The sequence below is a fragment of the Chroococcidiopsis cubana SAG 39.79 genome (assembly GCF_003991895.1).
GTDB classification, from domain to species: Bacteria; Cyanobacteriota; Cyanobacteriia; order Cyanobacteriales; family Chroococcidiopsidaceae; genus Chroococcidiopsis; species Chroococcidiopsis thermalis.
In genome coordinates, this window is record NZ_RSCK01000018.1 from 38,015 (window position 1) to 59,598 (window position 21,584).

At 45.0% G+C, this 21,584-nt stretch carries 22 protein-coding genes; 4 read left to right on the forward strand and 18 right to left on the reverse strand.

The genetic code is table 11. The features are described 5' to 3' along the window. Window positions 1-117: 117 nt before the first annotated feature. Entirely contained in the window at window positions 118-1,095 is a 978-nt protein-coding gene (locus DSM107010_RS13630; RefSeq protein ID WP_015156298.1) for an aldo/keto reductase, read from the forward strand. A gap of 224 nt (window positions 1,096-1,319) precedes the next feature. Here the strand turns inward: DSM107010_RS13630 and DSM107010_RS13635 are convergent, their stop codons facing one another. The 8 genes from DSM107010_RS13635 to pheA all read right to left on the reverse strand — a co-directional run bounded on the left by DSM107010_RS13635 (window position 1,320) and on the right by pheA (window position 8,127). Continuing rightward, window positions 1,320-1,814, reverse strand: coding sequence for a hypothetical protein (locus tag DSM107010_RS13635; RefSeq protein ID WP_127023145.1), 495 nt, complete (start codon window positions 1,812-1,814; stop codon window positions 1,320-1,322). A gap of 107 nt (window positions 1,815-1,921) precedes the next feature. Then, window positions 1,922-3,226 (reverse strand): GTPase family protein, encoded by a 1,305-nt coding sequence (locus DSM107010_RS13640; protein ID WP_015156300.1) that lies wholly within the window; start codon window positions 3,224-3,226, stop codon window positions 1,922-1,924. 398 nt (window positions 3,227-3,624) lie between these two features. Beyond that, window positions 3,625-3,753: a DUF6888 family protein gene (locus DSM107010_RS42940; RefSeq protein ID WP_371933981.1), complete on the reverse strand. Its 129-nt coding sequence runs from the start codon at window positions 3,751-3,753 to the stop codon at window positions 3,625-3,627. Between the two features lie 273 nt (window positions 3,754-4,026). Then, a complete protein-coding gene (locus DSM107010_RS13650; RefSeq protein ID WP_106168803.1) occupies window positions 4,027-4,833 on the reverse strand; it encodes a sulfite exporter TauE/SafE family protein in 807 nt (268 codons plus the stop codon). A gap of 568 nt (window positions 4,834-5,401) precedes the next feature. Continuing rightward, window positions 5,402-5,761: a type II toxin-antitoxin system PemK/MazF family toxin gene (locus DSM107010_RS13655; protein ID WP_015156304.1), complete on the reverse strand. Its 360-nt coding sequence runs from the start codon at window positions 5,759-5,761 to the stop codon at window positions 5,402-5,404. Beyond that, window positions 5,761-5,982 carry a hypothetical protein gene (locus DSM107010_RS13660; RefSeq protein WP_106168804.1) on the reverse strand — a complete coding sequence of 74 codons (222 nt, stop codon included), beginning with the start codon at window positions 5,980-5,982 and terminating at the stop codon, window positions 5,761-5,763. The genes DSM107010_RS13655 and DSM107010_RS13660 overlap by 1 nt, the downstream gene beginning before the upstream one ends. A 172-nt stretch (window positions 5,983-6,154) precedes the next feature. After that, window positions 6,155-7,123: a protochlorophyllide reductase gene (locus tag DSM107010_RS13665; protein ID WP_106168805.1), complete on the reverse strand. Its 969-nt coding sequence runs from the start codon at window positions 7,121-7,123 to the stop codon at window positions 6,155-6,157. Window positions 7,124-7,278: 155 nt separating this feature from the next. Further along, entirely contained in the window at window positions 7,279-8,127 is an 849-nt protein-coding gene (pheA, locus tag DSM107010_RS13670) for a prephenate dehydratase (protein WP_106168806.1), read from the reverse strand. Window positions 8,128-8,403: 276 nt separating this feature from the next. On the opposite strand from pheA, the gene DSM107010_RS13675 reads away from it, so the two are divergent. Beyond that, complete coding sequence (locus DSM107010_RS13675) at window positions 8,404-8,982, forward strand: DUF1997 domain-containing protein (RefSeq protein ID WP_106168807.1); 579 nt, start codon at window positions 8,404-8,406, stop codon at window positions 8,980-8,982. Window positions 8,983-9,032: 50 nt separating this feature from the next. Here the strand turns inward: DSM107010_RS13675 and DSM107010_RS13680 are convergent, their stop codons facing one another. From DSM107010_RS13680 to DSM107010_RS13700, 6 genes are all read right to left on the reverse strand, one after another. Further along, window positions 9,033-9,764, reverse strand: a complete 732-nt coding sequence (locus DSM107010_RS13680) for a ribonuclease HII (protein WP_106168808.1) — start codon at window positions 9,762-9,764, stop codon at window positions 9,033-9,035. A gap of 95 nt (window positions 9,765-9,859) precedes the next feature. Then, complete coding sequence (gene rne / locus DSM107010_RS13685) at window positions 9,860-11,962, reverse strand: ribonuclease E (protein WP_127023148.1); 2,103 nt, start codon at window positions 11,960-11,962, stop codon at window positions 9,860-9,862. 9 nt (window positions 11,963-11,971) lie between these two features. Continuing rightward, window positions 11,972-12,142 (reverse strand): hypothetical protein, encoded by a 171-nt coding sequence (locus DSM107010_RS38415; protein ID WP_015156311.1) that lies wholly within the window; start codon window positions 12,140-12,142, stop codon window positions 11,972-11,974. Between the two features lie 418 nt (window positions 12,143-12,560). Continuing rightward, window positions 12,561-15,359: a TIGR03936 family radical SAM-associated protein gene (locus DSM107010_RS13690; protein WP_106168068.1), complete on the reverse strand. Its 2,799-nt coding sequence runs from the start codon at window positions 15,357-15,359 to the stop codon at window positions 12,561-12,563. A gap of 146 nt (window positions 15,360-15,505) precedes the next feature. Further along, complete coding sequence (locus DSM107010_RS13695) at window positions 15,506-15,835, reverse strand: STAS domain-containing protein (protein WP_015156313.1); 330 nt, start codon at window positions 15,833-15,835, stop codon at window positions 15,506-15,508. A 959-nt stretch (window positions 15,836-16,794) separates the two neighbouring features. Next, entirely contained in the window at window positions 16,795-17,157 is a 363-nt protein-coding gene (locus DSM107010_RS13700) for a hypothetical protein (RefSeq protein WP_015156314.1), read from the reverse strand. Between the two features lie 135 nt (window positions 17,158-17,292). Between DSM107010_RS13700 and clpS the strand changes: the two genes are divergently transcribed. Further along, a complete protein-coding gene (clpS, locus tag DSM107010_RS13705) occupies window positions 17,293-17,574 on the forward strand; it encodes an ATP-dependent Clp protease adapter ClpS (RefSeq protein WP_015156315.1) in 282 nt (93 codons plus the stop codon). Between the two features lie 68 nt (window positions 17,575-17,642). Next, window positions 17,643-18,473, forward strand: a complete 831-nt coding sequence (locus DSM107010_RS13710; RefSeq protein ID WP_106168070.1) for a CPBP family intramembrane glutamic endopeptidase — start codon at window positions 17,643-17,645, stop codon at window positions 18,471-18,473. Window positions 18,474-18,535: 62 nt separating this feature from the next. On the opposite strand, the gene DSM107010_RS13715 is transcribed toward DSM107010_RS13710, so the two are convergent. The 4 genes from DSM107010_RS13715 to DSM107010_RS42215 form a co-directional block, all read right to left on the reverse strand. After that, window positions 18,536-18,736 (reverse strand): hypothetical protein, encoded by a 201-nt coding sequence (locus DSM107010_RS13715; protein ID WP_015156317.1) that lies wholly within the window; start codon window positions 18,734-18,736, stop codon window positions 18,536-18,538. Between the two features lie 147 nt (window positions 18,737-18,883). Continuing rightward, window positions 18,884-19,921: a glycosyltransferase family 2 protein gene (locus DSM107010_RS13720; RefSeq protein WP_106168071.1), complete on the reverse strand. Its 1,038-nt coding sequence runs from the start codon at window positions 19,919-19,921 to the stop codon at window positions 18,884-18,886. 45 nt (window positions 19,922-19,966) lie between these two features. Continuing rightward, window positions 19,967-21,253 carry a DegT/DnrJ/EryC1/StrS family aminotransferase gene (locus tag DSM107010_RS13725; RefSeq protein WP_106168072.1) on the reverse strand — a complete coding sequence of 429 codons (1,287 nt, stop codon included), beginning with the start codon at window positions 21,251-21,253 and terminating at the stop codon, window positions 19,967-19,969. Window positions 21,254-21,294: 41 nt separating this feature from the next. Then, on the reverse strand, window positions 21,295-21,417 hold the full coding sequence (locus DSM107010_RS42215) for a hypothetical protein (RefSeq protein WP_256498591.1): 123 nt from the start codon (window positions 21,415-21,417) through the stop codon (window positions 21,295-21,297). Window positions 21,418-21,584 lie beyond the last annotated feature (167 nt).

Sequence of the window (21,584 nt, forward strand, 5' to 3'; positions counted from 1 at the left end):
CCTTTTTATGAAGAGAATCAGCATTTCAAAGTCCTCCTTTTTATGAAGAGAATCAGCATTTCAAAGTCCCCCTTTTTAAGGGGGATTTAGGGGGATCTAAAACGAGGGTAGAAAAGTATGCAAACTCGTCAACTTTACCTTCCAGAAATGGGCTGCGGTACGTGGGCATGGGGTAATCGCTTGCTCTGGGGCTACGATGAAAGCATGGACGACCAGTTACAAGCAGTATTCGATCTCTGTGTCAGCAATGGCGTGACTTTATTCGATACAGGTGATTCTTATGGTACTGGGCGCTTAAACGGACGCAGCGAAATGCTGTTGGGGCGATTTGCGAGAGAATATCAGGGGACTGGGAAAGAAAATATTTGTATTGCCACTAAACTAGCTGCTTATCCCTGGAGATTGACCCGTCAATCGATGGTTAAGGCTGGTAAAGCTTCTGCTGAACGTTTGGGTAGAAATGTCGATTTGGTGCAAATGCATTGGTCTACAGCTAATTATGCCCCTTGGCAGGAGTGGGCGCTGTTGGATGGTCTTGCCGATTTGTACGAACAAGGTTTAGTCAGGGGAGTTGGTTTATCAAATTATGGTTCCCAACGGCTGAAACAAGTCTATAAAAAGTTGCGCGATCGCGGCGTTGCGATCGCAACACTACAAGTTCAGTATTCGTTGCTATCTACCTATCCCGTTACCGAATTAGGTATTAAAGATGTATGCGATGAATTGGGGATCAAATTAATTGCCTATAGTCCTTTAGCGTTGGGAATCTTGACTGGAAAGTATACTGAGAAAAGTTCATTTCCCAAAGGAATTCGCGGTTTATTATTTCGGCAGCTATTACCAGGAGTGCGTCCGTTGTTAGGATGCTTGCAAGAGATCGCAAGTTCGAGAAATAAAACTATGTCTCAAGTTGCAATTAATTGGTGTATGTGTAAAGGCACTATTCCCATTCCTGGAGCGAAAACAGTAGCGCAGGCAAAGGAGAATTTGGGGGCTTTGGGTTGGCGATTGGATGCTAGTGAAGTTATCGCACTCGATCGCGCTGCGGCAAGTACGGATAAGAAAATGGTACAAAATATTTTTCAAACTCAGTGAAGATCCAGTTTTATGTCACGCATCAGCCGTAGGCGAAGCGCAGCGTTAGACGCAAAGACGCAAAGAAGCTCGCTAAGTGGATATTTTTCGTAAAAACCTATCTTTATCTGCGTTGCAATTCATATTACAGTAGATTTTTTAAGTTAAAAATAAAACTTAATAGGAGTTTTGCAACAATGTAAAACCTGCTCAAACTCCAATTGATAGAGAGTAAATTAGTTTGCTTATCTCCTACTCGTTTCCGATTGGATTCCTTCTACCAGCTTCACCATCATAGTCGTCAAGCTATCGTATTTCGGTTGCTCTGCAACTGAAGATTTATGGCGACAAAAGATAGGCGCAACTCTTTGCTTGACTTGAGAACCAACAGTAAAACAAATATCTCCATCTTCGTATTCAAATAGAGGAAAAGCACCGTTCCCCCACTCTTTCGCCAGGGATACAGCTCTCCCTAAAGAGATAAATTTGTCAATTTTAGCGTATTCGCTGCGATCGCTTCGATTTGGATATGGTAAGTTGCCCAAAAAGCCGCCATCACTCCATTGATATAATTCGTAAACTTCTGTGGGTAAGTCAAAGGGTAAATCTTTCAGCTTTTGCCTAATTTCTGCGTAACTCAGACCGTCTTCCAATATTGGATAAGCAACACGACCATCGGGAGATTTCGGTGGCACGTAATTTGCGATAAATTCTAGGGCTTCATTTAAAGTAGATACCATCCTCTTCTGCCTCAAAGACTACTGCATTGCATAATACTATCTATGCTGCACCGAACCGGTACATCAAACATCCGCTCTACTGAAGAATTAGCAATATTTTTGGTTTCTTAACGTTTAATTCCTTTAAATCGTTCTTGTGCTGATTGAAACGCCGATCGCATCACGGCTTGAATTTGCTGCGGATCGGGCTTTTTACCTCCCATCAAGTCACCAAAGTAGACACAAGCCCCCTCTCCTAGCGCCCATGTATATGCAGCAGCCCAGGAAGCAGCGATGACGCTACCAAAGCCAGGAATGAATTTAATCAATTCTCGCCCGATTGCCTGTGCCAAGAAACCCCCTGCGATCGCGCTGACTACGCCCCCTGCTTGCGACGGGGTTAATGTCTGTCCGTATAATTTCCCTAAGAGACTGACCATCGACACCTGTACGGCTGTGAGTACGGGCATGGTAGCAAAGGGTAAAGGTACGGCTGCTAGAGTAGCGGCGGCGATCGCAAAGGCAAGCATGTAGCGCCGTCCCACGTCCCGATAGAGGTTGCCAAGTTGCTGACCTGTTTTTTCATCCAATAACTGATAGATTGCCCTGGCTTCGGCTTCTGGGAGCAAATCGGCTAACGTATCTCTCAAGGCTTCTAAACCATAAAACACTGGGTTATAGTCATCTTCTTCTAAGGTAAAGTCGATAAGAACGGCGCGATCGTATAAGCCGCTAAAGTTCTGTTGAATGGCACTAAAGGCGCGAGTCACGACATCAAATTGAGGTGGATAGTCTGGGTGATCCGCTGTCCCTGTAGGATAAACTTCATGCAAGCAACTGACAGCTAGCAAGCAGGGTATATCTGGATATTTCTGGCGCAACGTTTGTGCAATTTGTTTTAAGCTATCGGTAGCAAAATCGTTAATTTTTACCGTGAGAATCAAGACTCTAGCGCAATGGCTAGCTTGTTGCAGATCGCCAATCAGTTCTTGGGCGATCGCTTGCGTCTCTCGATTTACATCTCCCAATCCCACTGTATCGGTAAAAATGAGTAGCGGCAGATCGTTAGTCGGATAGGCATAGCGTTGGGTATGTTGCGTATGAGGGCGAAATCCTTGTCCGACAATTTCGGCTGAAACTCCGGTTAAGCCGCGCACGATCGAACTTTTTCCCGCCTGGGGTTTGCCAATGAGTAAAGCTTCTGTCGTGGGTAGTTCGGCGCGTACCGTTGCTAAAATCTCCGCTACTCGTTCATCGCTGACGCTGAACCAGTTGACTATCGTTTGTGCTGCTCGATCTACAGGCAGAAGTTGCATTATCTTTGCTGTTGTTTGGTTCCAGACAGCATGAATCCCGTCACTCTGAGACTCTTTAACTGTCTCATGTGTGATTCGGTCGGACGAGGGCAATTCGCGATCGCGTTGCTCGGTCATTGACATCAAAACAGGCAATAGGTTCCAATAACATCCTATCGAGCCATGAGGTGCGATCGCACTACCTAAATATTTATCTTCGATCGCTACAGTCAGCGACGCAACTTGTATTGCATGGCGCGATCGCTTGTTTTTGTGAGGAGAGGCGATCGCACTATATTACTGTTCTACTCAGCCTGTTTCAATTTCTCTATTAAAATAGCCGTGACTTCAGCTTCAGGATCGGGCAGGTCAAAGGGATAAGGCTGAAGATTTGCAGGGTTACGACGGCTCATTAAAACTTCCAAAGCAGCTCGAAATGCTTCATCTTCATTGTACAGAAATATATTGCTTTAGTTCAGCATTTGTCGTTTGGTATAAGTCTGGCATCATGGTACAAAATTCCAGTTTCCATCCTCTTATATTATCAGCGTAATTTCATCAGTCCTTCCAGCCTGGATGTAAAGCGTTTTTAACTTTCGATCGTAACGAAAAACTTGAATTGGCTGGTAGAAATTAGAAAGCACCTGACAAAGGAATACTGTAATTTCTAACTATTTCTGCGTTGACAAGTTACCACTCCTGAAGATACATCAAGTGTAGCGCATCAGAAGTTAGTGAAGTCGCTCAACTGTATTTTTCTTATTCATAATAAGTGCGATCGCATTCTGTTTTAAAACTGGGGGTGCGATCGTATTTCATAGATAATCTTTCGTCATTTTCTCATCGATAATTCAGTGATTTAACGTTCCCCTTCAGCAGCGGTAAGTAACCTCAAACTCAGCACCGACAGTTTTCGACCGTCTGCTCCAAGGGGGTTGTTATGCGGCTGTCTTGTGCTTCGCTAACTTCAGCGCCGACAACAACAAAATTAAACCCAAGATTAAGTACAACAAAGAACTGGATACATACCTTAAAAGACTACTACCGATAAACGCACCCAGAATTGAGCCGAATGCCATTGACCCGATAAAACCTTGCTCTGATTTAACCTCCTTCAGTCTTTGCTGGCTTCTGTATTTGAATAGACCCATCACAATTGTTGGAATGCTGATCGCAAGGCTTAAACTTCCTGCCAACTTAATATCTACTGCAAACAACAAAATGATTGTTGGGATGATTAATTCACCACCTGCCACACCCAACATACTACTGAAGATACCAATGATGATTCCCGCCAAGAATCCAACGCTGATTTTCACAAGGCTCGGCAGTTGAAAACTGCCTAGACTAAAGATGAGATTATGCCCTATCAGTACAATGCTGAGAAAAGTTAGAAAAACTACGACCACTCGATTTAGTACTCGCTCATTGATTCGAGTTGCATAATGAACGCCGACATACGAGCCGATCAGGGAGCCTGCCAAAATATTGATGATGACTTCCCAGTTTGTAGCAACATTTTCCAGACCGACAACACCGCTCCGAAATATAAATGAAAATGTCACTGTGACCAGGCTAACAATGAGATTGATAATAATTGCTTGTAGGGTTCGGTAGTTGAAAATGCTTACTAGAACAGGAAGGCGAAATTCAGCACCGCCCAAACCAATGAGTCCACCAAGAACCCCAACTAAAGCTCCCCAAGCAAACGCCCAGATATTTCGCATCCGATCTCCACGCCGCATAACAGCAGAATTATGAGCGATGGGGTTTGAGGCTGCGGTAATCAACTTAGCAGCACTTGATTTTAGCTACCCCGCAGACAAGTTTCGGCTACGCCCTAACCCAGAAACGAAGCCGCATAACTATTGATTATACGGAAAGTTTCCATATAATCTTTTTCTAGATCGAGATATATCAAGCATTACAGCTACTTTTTGTTTGAATATATGGACAATTTCTTTTTTACATCCCTATTCGAGGATTATACCGAATTCTTCCGTATAACTACCCTTCACGAGAGGATTATCTAGAATTTTTCCGTATATCTCTTGGTGTGACACAGAATTTTTCTGTATAACATCCCGATCGCGAGTCTTAAACGGAATTTTTCTGTATAACATCCTATGGAACAGCGTCCGAAAAAGCTGCTCGAACAAGTACAAGACGCGATCCGTCTTAAGCACTATTCTTACCAAACAAAAAAACTTATATTTACTGGATTAGACTGAATCAAAATATTGGGTAAAGCGATCGCATATTCTAAATTTCTTTAATTTTGAGTTTAGGCGACCGTAACAACAAAACTCACGGTTATGACTCTGACGAGAGATTTGAATTGTCTAATTCTGCAAGAGCTATATTTACACAAGCTCGAACGCCTTGCCAGTCGCGCTGTGATAAATGCCTGATACAAACTAAGTTAGCAGAGGAAGGCAACGTCACAATGAAACTCCGAAAAATAGATGCAACCCGTAAACCTGCTACTTGCCAATCCTGAAGTACATAATCGGTTACACCTATCCCAGTCGTTTGTGTTGTAATCAGCCCAATTATTATATCAGGACGATTTGCATGATACGTTGCTGAAGACAAAACGACAGCAGGGCGACGTTTAACACCTGTGACACCAGGAAAATCAACAGTGACAACATCACCTGGATCGAATGTCACTAGGCTAACTCCTCGCTTTCAGGATAGCTCGTTTCAGCATACTGCATGGAAAAAGCCACTAAATCAAGTCGATCTTGCTCTATCCATGTATCGCTTTGGTCAACAAGCTCGGCATCGTGTTGTACGAGATCGTTTAAAATCAGTGTTGCCAAGCGTAACCGCTCTGCTGGTGACAAAGTGCGAATAACTTGAGTATAAATTTCTTGGATGGTGGTTGACATATTAAATCTTCAATACCCCTCATCCTAATCTAAACCTGTAATCGCTACTTTATTAGCTTGTAGCGTAAAGCTGCCACTTTTAATGCTTCGTTTAGTGGCAAATGCGATCGCCCATCCTAAAAAAGACAGGCGATCGCATTTAAAATTTAGCTCAATTTTAGAAAGCTATAGCCTACACCGGAACCCCAATTCCTACTAGTTTCTCGCTCAAATCCCACATTTTTCTTGCCTTTTCATCATCGCGGGCTTGGGGCGAAACTTTTTGTACGAATGACTTGCCCTCTTTCTTCTGACGATTTCCCCAACTCCAATAAGCACCAGATTGCTTGTACTCAGGATCGATAACTACAGCAGCTACCCGTTCGCCAGCCAACTCCTGAGATACATATCCTCCCGTGATGTGTTTTTGAAACAATGGGAAGAGTTTTTGAAACAGCGGATAGTGGTTGCGGAACAGTGGTGTATCGGCAACACAACCAGGATAAAGAGACGTAAAAGTAATTCCTGTAGAGTCATGATAGCGACGGTGTAGTTCCCGCATTGTCAACACGTTACACACTTTACTATCTTTGTAAGCTTTGACGGGTTCAAATTTCTTGCCGTCAATCATCGAAATTGGTGCTTTAAATCCAGCTGCAAAACCATCTAAATTCCCTAAATCTGGACGCGGTGGAATCTTCCCACCCAGTTCGTCTGGATTGTGGGTTACGGTTCCCAAAATGACGAGCCTTTTATCCGTAGCTGGCGAATTCTTCAAATCCTCTAACATGAGGTTGCATAGGAGAAAATGACCGAGGTGATTGGTGGCAACGTTTAACTCATATCCTTCTGGGCTGCGTAATGGCTCCTTGAGTAAGGGCATATAGATTGCTGCATTGCACACCAGAGCATCTAGGCGTCTGCCTGTTGCCCGAAAGTCTTTGACAAACTGTCGCACGCTCTCTAAACTAGCTAAGTCCAGATGGATGACCGTATAGCTATCTTCCGGTATGCTGACACTCTGAGCCGCAGCTTTTGTTTTGGGTATATCCCGACATCCCATAACGACATACCAACCTCGTTTAGCGAAGGCTTTTGCTGCATACAAACCAACACCCGAAGAAGTTCCTGTAATAACAACGGTCGATTGCTGTTGTGCCATTTTCTTAAATCATTATTAATCGCGTTTTCTATTTTTTAGGATCTCATATCAGTGGATCGCTAGTGCTAATGTTTCTAAGTATTGCAATACGATCGCCACAAATATGAAAGCGATCGCCATACTTGTGAAAAATTGCTATTCTCTATTCATCCTGCCTAGTTGTTTTGGTTGAGCAGCACGACTTTGTAGCTGCCAAAATTCTTTAAGATTTCTGTATGTGCCGTTAATTCTGTTAAAGCTGACTCCACAGCACTGTTATGAGAGTCACCTTCCAAGTCAATAAAATAGAGATATTCTCCTAGCGATCGCTTAGTCGGACGAGACTCAATCCGGCTGAGATTGATATTTCTTTGGGCAAATACCTGAAGCGGTTTCACCAATGCACCTGGAACGTTGGCGGGTAAACTAAAAGCTAGAGACGTGTGACTGCCTACGGTTGAGGACTGACGACTGAGTACCCAAAACCGCGTGCAATTATCGGGATAGTCAGAGATACCACTAGCTAACACGGGTAAGTTATAAAGTTTTGCTGCCCGTAGAGAAGATATTGCCCCCGCAGTTTTCTCCCGCTCTAAGTGCTGTAATGCCTCAGTTGTAGAATTTGTCGGAATCAATTGGACATGTGGCAAAAATTGCGTGAACCACAACTGACACTGTGCCAGTGCTTGAGGATGAGAATAGACGACTTGCAGCGTATCCAGACTTTGAGCGTGGGAAAGCAAAACATGGGCAATTGGCAAGACTAAAGCTAGTTGAATTTGTAGAGTATCCAACAGCCACATCATATCTAAAGTGACGGCAACACTGCCCTCAATCGAATTCTCGACTGGTACGACAGCAATCTGTGCTTCTCCTTGCGCCACAGCCTTGAGAGTTTGAGGAATGCTGGGGTAGGGATGCAAGACTGTCTCTTGTCCTTCCTGTTGCAATCGATCGCGATAGGCGATCGCAGCTTGTTCGGAATAAGTGCCACTGGGTCCCAAATGGGCGATCGATACGGTCATGTTCGCCTGCTAGCGCCGCTAAAAGTCATAACTCAATATAGCAGGGAGTAAGGGAGCAGCTATCAGTGACCAGTGACCAGTGACCAGTGACCAGTGACCACGCACCACTGATAACTGACAACTGATTTGAGCAAAGAACTTCATAGTACTTTATAATCATTAACAAGTGTAAAGATTACCTTCATGATTCGTTCATCTTTTGGACTGAATTCCAGTAGGATGAACTCATGGGCTTAAAGAAACTATAAATTCTCTCTATAGGCAACATTGCAACCCATGTATACTCGGTTCACCGCCTCTCAGTCTGTAGAAATTGTTGTCCCAGAACAACCCGTACCGATCCAACACTACCTGCGTCAACCCCAACGTTTGGTAAAAGCTCTGGTAGACCCCAGCCGGATCGAGCAGTTAGATTGTGAAAGCTTTCGGTTGAAGATCCGTCCGCTCTCATTTATGACCCTGAACATTCAACCAACCGCAGACTTGAAAGTGTGGACGGAACCGAACGGTACGGTGAATTTGCGATCGGTTGCTTGTGAAATTTTAGGATTAGATTACATCAACCAACGTTTTGAATTAAATCTTCAAGGTCATTTATCTCCATATCAACATCAGAATATTACCCTACTGAAAGGTAAGGCAGATTTAGAGGTAAAGGTTGAACTGCCCTTTCCTTTGAATATGACACCCCAACCAATCGTAGAGACTACTGGCAATGGCTTACTCAAAAGCGTGTTGGTGACGATTAAGCAACGATTGCTACATCAACTTTTAACCGACTATCGCAGCTGGGTCAACGACAATCAGAATCAGTTACCAGTCACCAGTTACCAGTTACCAGTAAGCGAGGCTTAAAGCGAGTGGTGCGTGGGGAGAATTCGGAATTCGGAATTCGGAATTCGGAACTAATGCGTGAATTGCTCCTCTGCTCCTCTGTTCCCCTGCTCCCGACTCCCGACTTTCTTCAGTTGGCAGGGACGAAAAGTCAGCCGATGCAAGCGACAGGGACCGTGTTGTTGCAATCCCTCGATGTGTCGCTGAGTGCCGTATCCTTTATTTGTGACTAAATCGTACTGGGGATATTTGACTGCAAGGCGAGTAATTAGGGCATCGCGCCACACTTTAGCGACGATACTAGCAGAAGCGATCGCCAAAGATTGCTCGTCTCCTTTCACGATCGCCTGTTGCGGGATCAATAAATCTTTAATGGGTTGTCTGCCATCGACTAAGCATAGTTCGGGCTGAATTTTTAGTTTCAGGACTGCCCGTTTCATGGCTAGTAACGATGCTTGCAAGATATTAATGCGATCGATTTCGGCAGAGGTAGCAAAACCAATCCGCCAATCAAGTGCTACCTGACAAATATGGGCTGCTAATTTCAAACGGCGATCGCGCGATAGTTTTTTGCTATCTCTAATCTGGGCTGCTACTAATTCCTTCAAGGCTGATGGAGGTAAAACTACTGCCGCTGCTACCACTGGACCAAATAAAGCACCTCTGCCTACTTCATCCACTCCAGCTATGAGGATAGAGTATCGATCGCTTAACCCTGAGTCAAAGTCCTGGGTAATGCCATTTTGAATTTTAGATTTTTGAACTTTAGATTTCAGCTTTTGAATGGACGATGACTCAGGCATAATAGTCAATCAAAAAAAGTAGGTGGGCATCGCCCACCCTACACTATACACAAGCCCCCTTTTTAAGAGGGGTTGGAGAGATCTTTACACAGAATCTACTCGTCACCATCTGCCGAAGAACGACGGCGACGGCGACGGACTGGAGTTTTGCGATCGGTTTCGCTGTCTTCTAGCGCTGGTAGTTCCGATTCAGTGTTTTCAGAAATTGCAGCTATAACCGGAGGATCGGCAGCAGCCACGCTGTCAGTGTTAATGGTAGATACTTCTGAATCGGACGTTGTGCCATTTTCACTTTGAGGCAAAGGAGGTGCTTGCCCGGGCAAAACGACTTGCACGATCGCAGATTTGGGATTTTTCACTTCCCTGTCTAAGCGTACTAGGGGCGATACGCCCATGACGGCGTAAATTTCCTGTTCCTCGGGTGTCATTTCCACCACAATTGTTTCTGGTGGATCGATCGCGAGTTTGACGGGTTCCGGCTTTATGGGTTTAGACCGCTCTGGTTTTTCTACCCAGCCACGATGGTCGCGACTTAGCGTTCCGCCTGCAGCATCGCGGCGATCGCCATAGGAAACTTCAGTGGCAATTGCCCCTTCCGATTCTACATCTGGTTCTGTATCTCGGTCGTTGAGCAGGGTAAGCGAATTAGTCGCTGCCCGTGGATTTTCTTCTTTATAGCCCCCCTCGCCGATGCGCCGCCGCCGCCGCCGCCGATTATTTCCCGCGTCGCCAATTTCTTGATAATTAGGATGGTTGATCGGCATTAAGTCTTGGCGATCGCTATCGAAATCGTTACTAAAACTTTCTGCTTCCAATCCCCAACTACTACTACTAGTACTGCTTTCGCGGGGTTCTACTGACCGAGGGTTAGGCATGACGCGGTATGAGTCCCGCGCTGGCTGTGGGGCTGACCACTCGGGTTCTCGTGCTGCTGATGGCATTGATACTTCTCGTTCTTCCGATTCTCCTGGCAGGTGTACGACATGTCCTAAGCCGCCGCATGTAGGACAGGTGCGCCCAAAGAGTTCGTAAATATTTTGACCTTGGCGTTTGCGGGTCAGTTCGACTAAACCCAATTCTGACAGTTGGGCAATTTGCGGTCTGGCTTTGTCCGCTCTTAAGGCTTTATTAAAATGCTCTAAGACTTGTAACTGGTCGCGGCGCGATTCCATATCAATGAAATCTACCACGATCACCCCTGCCAGGTTACGCAAGCGCAACTGTCGGGCAATTTCTGTTGCCGCTTCGCAGTTTGTCCACAGTACGGTTTCTCTTGCTGTAGCGGAACGAGTGAAGGAACCAGAGTTTACGTCAATGACCGTTAATGCTTCCGTCGGTTGAATAATGATATAACCGCCAGAAGGCAACTCAACTCGCGGTTTGAGGGCTTCGCGAATTGCGGCATTGATGCGGAAATATTCCAAAATGGGAATGCGATCGCGATGGTGGTCGATCAACAACCCTTGAGGCGGCTGTCCGCCACCCCAGTTCATCAAGTATTGCTTGACCCGCTTGAGTCCGGTAGCAGAGTCTACCACGATGCGATTTACGTCCGAGCCATACATATCTCGCAAGACGCGCTGAATAAAATCGTCATCGCGGTTAAGTAAAGAGGGAGCGCGGGTAGATTGCGCTTTCAATAACACCTCTTCCCACTGTTTTTGGATCGCCTCTAGGTCTTCAATAATTGCTTCTTCTGGCTTGCCTTCGGCTTCGGTACGAATTAACAAGCCCATGCCAGCAGGTTTAATTAAAATTGCTAAAGCCCGCAAGCGGTTGCGCTCGTTTTCATTTCTGATCCGTTGCGATAAGTTAACTCCCCGTCCAAACGGCATCAAAACTACGTAGCGACTGGGTAAAGTGATATTACCCGTGAGCCTGGGTCCTTTATTGCCCGTCGGCTCTTTCATAACCTGGACTAAGACTTTTTGCTGCGGTGCGAGTAGTTCTGTAATGGCTGCCGCAGTCCGTTTTAGCTTTAACGGTCCGAGATCGGTAACGTGGATAAAACCGTTTCGTTCTGAATCGCCAATGTTTACGAAAGCTGCATCTATACCTGGTAAAACGTTTTCTACGACACCGAGGTAAATATCACCAACTTGATGTCGTCCGGTAGCAACGACGAGTTCTTGAATTTGATCTTCTGAAAAAACAGCAGCAATGTGATGCTGCTCTGCTATGATAATTTGTTTTGGCATTCAATTCCCTCAAAAATTCGCAGCATCAGAAGCTTTGAGGTCTCCTCTCTCGCTTCGATTGACTGAAGGTAGGCGCTGCTGGAAATAATAGTGGCGCTCACCACGCTCGATCGCAACTAAATCTAAAGATGCTGGCAGTTTAAAAGCATAACAAAATGTTTTCAAAACTGCTGCATACATAAGTCTGCTCTGAGAACCGAGCATGTTTTGTAGTTTTAATCTTGTTTCCCATCCTTGATTTGCGGGCAGGAACACAATATTAGTTCGCAGACACCTAATTCACAGACACCTAAAAAGCCTGTTTTGCCTGTCATTGGCTTCAAGAAACGCTCTTAGCGACTAATGAGACGACCACTCCGCTTCAAGTGCTATGCAAAAGAATCGTGGATGCTTCTCAATAATTCTCGCTAGTGTCCCATTTGGGAGAGCGAATCGGAAATCCAATGCAGCGCTAGAAAACTTCTGTTAGCTCAATTTTAACTCATGCTTGAGAAAAAGCAATTAATTAGAGAAGTCGTAAGTTGTAAGTCGTAATTCGTAAGGAACTGTTCCCTGTTCCCTGCTCCCTGATAACTGGTCACTGGTTACTGCTCACTGGTCACTGTAAAATGAGTTGCTGGCGATGGATATGAAGCAGTTGGATTTCTTGGCGGGCAACTTGCTCTAGCATGAACGTGACGTGTTCTGGTTTCAGGTGATTGCCGTCTTGAGAGCAACTACCCGTATAGCGCAAGTTAAAGGTATTGTCTGGTTCTCCTGTATCTGGGTTGTGTGGTGGAACTAATTCTAATTCAAATAGGCGATCGCGCAAGTTCACCTGATAAGTTTTCTTAGATTTTGTTGTCTGCTCCCACCAAATTTCGGTTGAATTCTTAATAGTTTCTATCCATTCCTGCCGTTGTGTCGGTGTTGTCGTTTGAGTTGCCGTTATTGTCAGGATGTACTCTGCTCCCGTTAGAGTCTTCATTGCCGCAGGTGCTTTTAAATCGAGCGCGATCGCATCGTATATAGGTATGTCTATTGGTAACTGACTGCTCAGTTGTTGCCGAAAAACTGCTGGCTCGACGATTTGAGTTAGTTCAAAATCGACAATCTCTCCACTACTCGTTACGCCTAAAGGCAGAGCCAGCGCTACAGAAATCCTCGGGCTGGGGCTAAATCCGGCTGTAAAGGATACGGGCAATGCGGCTCGTCGGACGGCGCGATCGAACAGGCGCATCAAGTCGAGATGGCTCACTAGCGCCATATCTCCCAGCTTGCCAAACCGGAGTCGCAGTCTTTGAACTTTGGTATTGTTAGGAACGTACTGTCCGGCAAATTGGGGAATTGGTGGTGGTTCGATGACAATGTTGTGACCGAAATCGATTCCACAAACGCCGCAGTGAGAACAACCATCAAAAGAGCAATCGGGGACGGTTGCAGCCTCCATAGCGCGTTGCAGATCTTCCTTGAGCCACTTTTTCTCGATCCCCGTGTCGATCCGATCCCAAGGTAAAGGACGATCTAGGGAGTCGGGAAAGAAAGTGGCTGGTGGCTGGTGGCTGGTGACTAGAATAGTTTCCTCGTCTCCCTCAGCCCCCTCAACTCCCTCAGCTCTCTTACCCTGCTCCCTTCTCCCTTGCATCAAATTCCACTCACCCTGCTCGACTTGGCGATACTTCCAGGTTAAGCCGGATTCAGCGATCGCTTGTCCCCAAGCGTTATACGCTCTCTCTACGCTGTCGTACCACGAGTCCATTCCCGCACCCAGTTCCCAAGCGCGACGTAATACAGCAGATAAACGGCGATCGCCTCGTCCGATGAAGTCTTCCATTGCCGAGATTCGCACGTCGGTAAAATTAACTTTGACTCCTCTCATGCGCCGAAACTCTTGGCGTAATAAGTCTTGCTTGCGCTGGAATTCGCCTGTAGAAACAGAATGCCATTGAAACGGGGTGTGGGGTTTAGGTGTAAAGTTGGAAATTGTTAAATTGAATGCCAAAGGTTTTCTACCTTGAGCGCGACATTCCCTTTGTAGCCATGCGACGGTTTCCGCGATCCCCAACACATCGACATCTGTTTCCCCAGGCAATCCAATCATGAAGTAGAGCTTGATTTTGTCCCAGCCTTGTTCCCAAGCTGTTTTTACGCCTCGCAATAATTCTTCATTCGTCAAGCCCTTATTTACGATATCTCGCATCCGTTGGGTTCCAGCTTCTGGAGCAAAGGTCAACCCACTTTGGCGATAACCCCCCAAAATATTTGCGATATTTTCATCGAAACGGTCTACTCGCTGACTAGGAAGCGAAAGGGAAATATTTTCGTTTTGCAGGCGGTTTTTAATCTCCATTCCTACGGCAGGAAGAGATAAATAGTCGGAACAACTGAGGGAAAGCAGAGAAAATTCATTGTATCCCGTTGCCCTCATGCCCGTTTCGATCGCCTCGACAACCTGCTCCGGTTCTACGTCCCGTGCGGGACGGGTGAGCATTCCTGGTTGGCAAAAGCGACAGCCGCGAGTGCAACCGCGCCGAATTTCGATCGTGAGGCGATCGTGGACTGTCTCGACGTAAGGAACCAAGCCTGTAGAATACGCTGGGATGGGCGTAGCAACGCGCCGAATTATCTTCTCTGGAACGTCTGAACGATTAGGGTGAATGGAGCCGTCCCCTGCCAGATCGTAAAATCGCGGCACGTAGACCCCTGGGATTTGCGCCAAATCTAGTAAGAGTTCTTCTCGATTTAACCCTGCTGCCTTGCCTTCTGCAACGACTAAACCAATTTCCGGTAACAGTTCTTCCCCGTCACCTAAAGCAATAAAATCGAAAAAATCAGCATAGGGTTCGGGGTTTGATGTTGCCGTCTGCCCGCCTGCAAAAATGAGTGGATAATTGGTAATTGGTAGTTGGTAATTGGTAGTTGGTAATTGGTAGTTGGTATTTGAGTGGTGAGTGGCGCTTGGTTTTTCTCCCTCAGCTCCCCCAGCTTTCTTATCTCTCTTAGCTCCCTCAGCTCTTTCACGCCAAGTTAGAGGAATACCAGCTAAATCCAACATTTCTAAAATATTGGTAGCTCCTAACTCGTAACTGAGGCTGAAGCCTAAAATATCAAATTCTGTTAACGATCTTCTCGATTCAACAGCAAATAAGGGGGTGTGCGTCTCGCGTAGCTTTGCTGCTAGGTCGGGCGCTGGGAGGTAGGCGCGATCGCACATTTGGCTGGGCTGTGCATTCAAAATATTGTATAGAATGACGTGCCCTAGATTAGATGCACCAACTTCATACAACTCAGGATATGTCAGTACCCAGCGTACATCTGCCGATTGCCAATTCTTCCGTATAGCTCCCAGCTCGTTACCTAAATAGCGAGCTGGACGTTGAATCTCAGCCGTTAGTAATGTTTCTACTGCAACTGCCACTTTGCGCCTCTCGTGCCAATCCCTGACTTATCACTCTAAAGCTAGCATCAATCGGCGATCGCGGCTGGAAGAACAGTACCTGCTGCTGCGAAACATCAGACAGTCATATATCAAATAGTCATAAATTGCTCACACCTAGCTTCCCGCTAAGCTGCTGTAACCTCTATAGGTGTATCTAAAATTTCAAATACGCTATCTAGTTGAGTCAACTCAAAGATAATCCGAATTGAAGGTGCAACAGAGCAAAGGTGGAAACTTTTTCCGAGCGATTGTGCCACTCTCAATCCATGAACTAATACCATCAAACCGGCACTATCCATCGACTCTACTTGTTCTAGGTTGACGACCACACAGTCGTGTGTTGCCTGTGTAACTTCTGCGGTCAGGTATTGCTGAAAGTCAGCGGCATTCGCTGCATTAAAGTGACCGTTAGGGCGAATTACTGTAGCTCTAGGAGCAGTCATTGTTTGCATCATTAACGCTTCCGTGCAAATTGGTGAAATCGAATGGGGTTAAATTGAATAGGATGAAATCGAAATTTAATGAAATCAAATGGGTCTATGATATGAAGTATTTTTCCTTTTGTCTTGCTTTTTCTATTTAGCTCTTTAGTTACTTAAATCTTAAATATTTATTAAATCATTCATTGTGATTCCAAGCTACCAGCGTTTATTCTAAAAGAAAAGTATTTAACTATACCAACGAGAACATCTTCATCAATTATTTACATAGTACTCGATTGATTCAAATTAGCGATTGAAATTTGTACCAATAGAATACCACTCAGCGGAATCATCCTACCGATCGACCAATTTCACGTGGAAAACAATCTTTTGCCAAGCGATCTCGTGCAGTAGGACTAACTTTTGCTGACTTTTTATTGAGGTCAATCTCTCGTACATAGCCAGGTTAAATGATTTCTAGATTCTACGCTACTGGCATGATACATCAACATCTACCAGATGGTAGAAACCGAGAAGAGCAAGCAGTTTGACTTGATTTTTCTAGTTTGTGTGACTGAGTATACAGTTGAGTCTAACTCACTAGATAGATAGCTTGAGATCCATAACGGTCAATTGTCAGTAGATACTAGTCTGAAGGTTAAATCCCCGCGACCGAAAAACAAGACAATTTGTTCCTCAAATACATATTAATTTTTGATAATTCCGATCCTGAAGCATCAGAATTCTGAATGTTATTAACCGTAAAGATCGCATTCTGATAATTCGATCTGATTTGCAAAAGACTTATGCAACAGCCGATCGCCAATTCTAAGCCATGAGAAATTAACGATAGCAACCAAGTTCCCATCAATCGTTAGAAATTACTATAGATTGCATCAGAAATTCAAATGGAAATATCAGAAGTTTTTGAGCAGCAGGCAACGAGTGGCAACCAGCGATCGGTTTCCAACAACCAATAACTAACAACCTCTTCACTTCTCGTCAAGCAGCAAAGCCTGTTGAATGAATTGATGCAATCGTTTGAAGGCAACCGGATCGTGCTCTAATGGCGGTTCCCAAGCTGACAATTGCATCAGCAACGGTATGACCTCAGTATCAATTGCCGGACGGAATAAAGAGGGAGGACAGAGAAGATCGGCTCCAGAACGGAGGTCGAGTAGTGTTGGTGAGATCGATAGCTGCTCATCGTCAAAAAATTCCACGAGTAGTAAAGGTCGAAACCACCCAATTTGGCGCGATTCCACTACTTGAATGACTTCAGCATATAGGTGAGTAGCTTGATGGGTTGTACAAACGATTTGTCGCGGTTGAAAGTCACATAAAGAGTTCGTCACAGCTCGCCTCCAGTTCTTCAGTCATGTGCGATCGCTACGGTCGTTGGATTTCGATGCTATAAATATTTAATAAGTTAATCAGTTTCAATCGAGATTTAAACCAAAAGTCGTTAGTCAGAACAAGAGGAGTAAGCAGTGTCCGTCGAAACCCTGGAGCAGCGTTCAACAGTTCGTAAACTCGCACCTCGGTATCGCGTGTTGCTTCATAATGATGACTTTAATCCTATGGAGCATGTGGTGCAGGTATTGATGCAGACTGTACCCAGCCTCACCCAGCCACAAGCAGTAGATATTATGATGGAAGCCCATACAAATGGCATCGCTTTAGTCATTACCTGCGCTCAAGAACACGCTGAGTTTTACTGTGAAACCCTCAAAAATCATGGTTTGACCAGTACGATTGAGCCAGATGAGTAAATAGGAAGTCATAAGTGTAGAATCTTTTACCACTTACTACTCCCCGCTCACTACTCACTACTTGCTAATTGTTAAAATTCAATTTTGCCAGAATAGCCCTCTACCCAGTTCCCTTGAGGCTGGTCATTTTTATCTTAGTACTGCTGCTACTATGGTTGCCTGTAGCTGCACCGATTCATTGGTGGGTGGATGACAAAAACTTAGTGAATATTCTCACCTTGCCGTTCCTATATGGGATATTTATTATCCTGTTGCGGCTGTGGGGAAAGTCTATCTATCGTCAGCCACACGTGTTACAAGAATATGGTTTGGTTACAACTAGGCAGAATAGGCAAGAGCTACTGATAGGTTTGGGGCTTGGGGTCGCTAGTGTTTTAAGCTTATTTTTGCTAGAAAGCTGGTTGGGTTTGCTATGGTGGCGACAACCCTCTACTTTTTTATGGAGATTTGTCGTTGAAGGGTTAATCGTTGCTCTAGCTTATGGTTTTGCGGAAGAGTTACTTTTCCGGGGATGGCTGTTAGATGAGTTACAGCGAGATTACCATCCTCGGACAGCACTCTGGGCGAATGCTTGCATATTTGCCGCACTGCACTTTATTAAACCACTAGCAGAAATTCGGCGAACCCTGCTGCAATTTCCAGCTTTGGTGTTGTTAGGCTTAACTCTTGTATGGGCAAGACGCTGTGGCAAAGGTCGTTTGGGTTTACCAATTGGTCTTCATGCTGGGTTAATTTGGGTTTATTACGCAATTAATGTTGGGCAAATGGTGCAATATAACGATCGCGTCCCAGAATGGTTAACTGGTATCGATCGCAATCCTCTCGCTGGTGGAATGGGAATGTTATTTTTAGGCGCGCTCGCTTTGGGCATGAGAAGATTTAGCCACAAGTCGCGTTAATCGTTCTTCTCGTAGGCGCGAGCGCTTTTATATCTCTCGATCGAGCCCCAAGTTGTCTGGCATCAACCACGGCTTTTCTTTTGCTCGACTCGTTGTCTTTTTTCTAATAAGCGTTGCTGAATTTCTTGACTAGCAAACAAGTTATTCACTTCGCGAAAAACTCGTTCGACGCGCTCATCATGTGTTGGTAAATTAAAGCAAGTTTGTAAATGTTGCTTTTGACTAGTCAGGATTCGAGGTTGTGGCGAGAATTCTGGAAACATAGGACGGCTCTGTATTTCTGTTTGAATACAGAATAAAGATTACACCCAATCACAACATTGCCACTACCTCCATAAGAATAAGAGTTTCTCTATCTAAAGAGTAGTTAGAGATAGTGGAATTCCGACTTACAACTTACAAGCAAGCGCTTAATTCTGAATTCTTATCCTAGTCCTTACTTTTTGGAAAATTGTTGTTGGCTGTCCGACTATGACCTCAAAATGAGCGCGCAAGCGGCGGGGAATGAGTAACAACAGGTAAGCCGCAATAAGTGTCATCACAGTTTGGCGTGGTGATTCTAGAACGATCCGCCAATAGGAAGCTATGGCTTGATGCATCAATTGAATCGCGATCGCGTCGGATTTCCAGCGAATCGCACTCCGAGCTAGATAGCGTAAGTGATACGCTCTCATCACCGCCTCCCAATTCCTATCTAGTTGGGTTGCGTAAGTATGAAATTTGGCAATTAATTGTTCTCCTGCTGCCAATTGTCGATCTAATTGAGCTGAGAGTCCGCTAGAGTGAACGCGATATAAAGTTAAAGCTTCGGGAATTCCTTCAATTTGCCATTTGGTTTGCAATAAGATTCGCAACCACAGATCGACATCGCCGCCAGAATAACGAAATTGTTCGTCAAAGTAGCAGTCTAGCGTGTCGTGTCGGTTGTCTGAATATTGGCGAGGTGAAAATGCGATCGCGGCAAAGACTTCCCGTCTGACGACAGCAGCCGAACCGTTGCCTACAGGATTACACCGCATTAGATATGAGGGGGTAATTCCCTTAAGTTTCGGTGTTTGATACGAGCCTAAAAATTTACCTGCTTCGTCGATAAAAGCAGAACGGCTGAAACTAACTCCAACTTCTGTAGAATTAGCGAGATGATTGACGTGATGCTCTAATTTATCCCGTTGCCACAAGTCATCACCATCAATAAATGCTAAATAATCTCCTTTTGCTTGCCGAATACCTGCGTTTCTCGCTCCTGGCAAGCCGCGATTTTGTTGGCGAATAATTCTAATTCTTGGGTCGTTAAATTGCTGACAAATTTCTATACTCTTATCTGGAGAACCATCGTCAACAAGCAACACTTCAATATATTTATATGTCTGAGTCAACACGGATTCTAGTGTCGCAGCAATATATTTTTCGCTATCGTAAATTAAAACAATGACTGAAACTAGTTTCATTCATCCAGCAATCCTAGATTGGGTTGGTTGACAGCAAACGCTCCGCTACACTGCGCGAAGATGGTTAACAGTTGACAGTTGTTGGTTGAACGCTACTATGTGTCTTCCTTGTCCCTCGCTTGTGCCTCTCTTCTCACCCCTCATAGTGTCATGAGTCTGACTTGATGCTAGAACTTTTCTCACTGCTTGAATGACATCTAATTCATCTTGGCGAGTCAACTTTGCAGAAAGCGGCAGACTTACTGTCTGCCGCCCAATTCGCATTGCTTGAGGATAATCTTCTGGTTGCCAACCAAATCTTTGCTGATAGTAATCGTATTCTGGAATACTGAGATAGTGTACGCCCACGCCAATGTTTTCGGCTGTCATCGCATTGAGAAAAGTGTCGCGATCGCATCCAGCTTTCTGCTCGTCAATAAGTACCGGATAAAGGTGATAGGCATGGCGAGTATGGGGTTCTGGTTTTGCTGGAAGTACCAAGGGGAGATCGGCAAAAGCGCAATTGTAGTGCTGCCAAATCTCTTGACGGCGCTGCCAGCGAGATTCTACTTGCTTCAGTTGATGGATGCCAAGGGCAGCTTGTAGATCCATCATGTTGTATTTAAATCCGCTTTCCAAAACTTGATAGTGTTTGTATCCTTCTTCACTAAACCGCTTCCAAGCATCTTTACTAATGCCATGCAAGCTCAGCGCTCTGATTCGGGTGGCATCTTCGGAGTTACGCGCTAAAATCATGCCGCCTTCGCCCGTACAAATATTTTTGGTGGCATAAAAACTAAAACAGCCAAAATCGCCAAAAGTGCCTGTTTTTTTACCTTTATATTCTGTTTCAATCGCGTGGGCGCAATCCTCAATTATCTTCAAACCGTAGCGCAAAGCAAGATTACATAAAGCATCCATATCACAGGGTCTACCTGCAAAGTGAACGGGTAGGATCGCCTTTGTTCTAGGGGTAATTTTTGCTTGAACTTGGACAGGATCGATATTCATCGTGACGGGATCGACATCTGCTAGCACGGGTGTCGCGCCCACATGAGTAATGGCATTGACCGTGGCGCAAAACGTCAGGGGACTGGTAATGACTTCGTCTCCTGGTTGTAAGGAAGCCGCGAGTAGGCTCAAGTGTAGTGCTGCACCACAGGAATTCACAGCGATCGCATTATCTGCTCCTTTATATACCCCAAAATCTCGCTCAAACTGAGCTACCTTAGGTCCTGTTCCCAACCAGCCACTTTTGAGCGTTGCGATCGCTTCTTCTATTTCTGCTGCTTCAATAACAGGCGCGCCAAATACCAGAAACTCTTCTTGAGAACGAATAGGACTGTTTGTCATTCAATTTCTTCCATTTCCCAGATGAAATATGTTACTGATTCCTACAAACAAACGAATAAATCCTGCACGCATTGGCGATCGCTTTCTGTATCGACTCCTACTAAATAGGGGTCGTTTAGTTCGGGAACTTGTTCGGGAAATACTGCAATTCTGAATTGAATCAAATCCAGTCGGGCGATCGCTCATCCGAAAACGGCTGCTCGCCATTTCTATTTATTTTTTAAAAATATAAATCTATACTAGCAGCCATGCCAAGGCTACAGTACTAACACTGAAAAAGTCAATGCTTAATTGGTAAATAGTAATAGTTAGGTATAGTAATAGTTAGGTA

Coding starts and splice junctions, on each gene's coding strand:
- DSM107010_RS38415 (WP_015156311.1), bottom strand. CDS start 12,142: ATGTATGCAGCAGTTTTGAAAACATTTTGTTATGCTTTTAAACTGCCA.
- DSM107010_RS13630 (WP_015156298.1), top strand. CDS start 118: ATGCAAACTCGTCAACTTTACCTTCCAGAAATGGGCTGCGGTACGTGG.
- DSM107010_RS13695 (WP_015156313.1), bottom strand. CDS start 15,835: ATGATGCAAACAATGACTGCTCCTAGAGCTACAGTAATTCGCCCTAAC.
- DSM107010_RS13715 (WP_015156317.1), bottom strand. CDS start 18,736: ATGTTTCCAGAATTCTCGCCACAACCTCGAATCCTGACTAGTCAAAAG.
- DSM107010_RS13725 (WP_106168072.1), bottom strand. CDS start 21,253: ATGACAAACAGTCCTATTCGTTCTCAAGAAGAGTTTCTGGTATTTGGC.
- rne (WP_127023148.1), bottom strand. CDS start 11,962: ATGCCAAAACAAATTATCATAGCAGAGCAGCATCACATTGCTGCTGTT.
- DSM107010_RS13635 (WP_127023145.1), bottom strand. CDS start 1,814: ATGGTATCTACTTTAAATGAAGCCCTAGAATTTATCGCAAATTACGTG.
- DSM107010_RS13640 (WP_015156300.1), bottom strand. CDS start 3,226: ATGACCGAGCAACGCGATCGCGAATTGCCCTCGTCCGACCGAATCACA.
- DSM107010_RS13680 (WP_106168808.1), bottom strand. CDS start 9,764: ATGCCTGAGTCATCGTCCATTCAAAAGCTGAAATCTAAAGTTCAAAAA.
- DSM107010_RS13665 (WP_106168805.1), bottom strand. CDS start 7,123: ATGGCACAACAGCAATCGACCGTTGTTATTACAGGAACTTCTTCGGGT.
- DSM107010_RS13660 (WP_106168804.1), bottom strand. CDS start 5,982: ATGTCAACCACCATCCAAGAAATTTATACTCAAGTTATTCGCACTTTG.
- DSM107010_RS13675 (WP_106168807.1), top strand. CDS start 8,404: ATGTATACTCGGTTCACCGCCTCTCAGTCTGTAGAAATTGTTGTCCCA.
- DSM107010_RS13720 (WP_106168071.1), bottom strand. CDS start 19,921: ATGAAACTAGTTTCAGTCATTGTTTTAATTTACGATAGCGAAAAATAT.
- pheA (WP_106168806.1), bottom strand. CDS start 8,127: ATGACCGTATCGATCGCCCATTTGGGACCCAGTGGCACTTATTCCGAA.
- DSM107010_RS13650 (WP_106168803.1), bottom strand. CDS start 4,833: ATGCGGCGTGGAGATCGGATGCGAAATATCTGGGCGTTTGCTTGGGGA.